At 62.0% G+C, this 595-nt stretch carries 1 protein-coding gene; it reads left to right on the top strand.

What is annotated here, in order from left to right; genetic code table 11:
• Nucleotides 1-324, top strand: a 324-nt coding sequence (locus GVL03_RS19190; protein WP_235038258.1) for a hypothetical protein, incomplete at its 5' end; no start/stop codon positions are given.
• Nucleotides 325-595: the final 271 nt, after the last annotated feature.

Raw genomic sequence — 595 nt, 5'->3', positions numbered from 1 at the left:
CCATGGAACGCCTCGTGCGTCGTCCGAAAGGACGGTGTATGGGGCTTGCTCTTCGACATCTCTTTCCCGACCGCCGAAAGCGAGAAGGACCGTGTGAACCTCCAGGACCCGTGGTACCGGAAGCTGCCCACGCGGGACGAAGTGTCGCGCCGGATCCTCCTCGCACTCCCTCGTCTCAGGAGCAGCTACCCGGGCCTGCAATTCGCGGTGCCCGACGTCGAGCACGTGGACTTGCATCGCACGGCGGTGTGGGCATTTGTTCCTAACGGCTCACTCGATGACGCGCAGCGCGACGAGTTGCTGACGGCGATGCGCAGCATCTAAGTCGGGCTCGGCTGATTTCGCTGTGGTATCGCGCACCCATTGGGCCTTGCCTGATGGGTGCCGTCCCAGTTGGCAGACGCTGATCACCCCGTGGCGCGCACTTTTGCCCATGGTGCCGGCGCCTCCCCAATGCATACGAAAACCATCATGAAGACTACTGATCCGAAGTCCACAAGGGCTCTCCGACTCCGAGCACAAGCGCTTGCACTGCTGCAAGAGGCACAACAACTTGATGGGCTAGCGCCCTTCACCGTCACGCACAGCCATAGCT

The organism is Microbacterium sp. 18062, from assembly GCF_902706225.1.
In the GTDB taxonomy this organism is placed as follows: Bacteria; Actinomycetota; Actinomycetes; order Actinomycetales; family Microbacteriaceae; genus Microbacterium.
The sequence above is the reverse complement of the archived record's forward strand: the minus strand, read 5'-3'. Positions and strand labels throughout refer to the sequence as shown.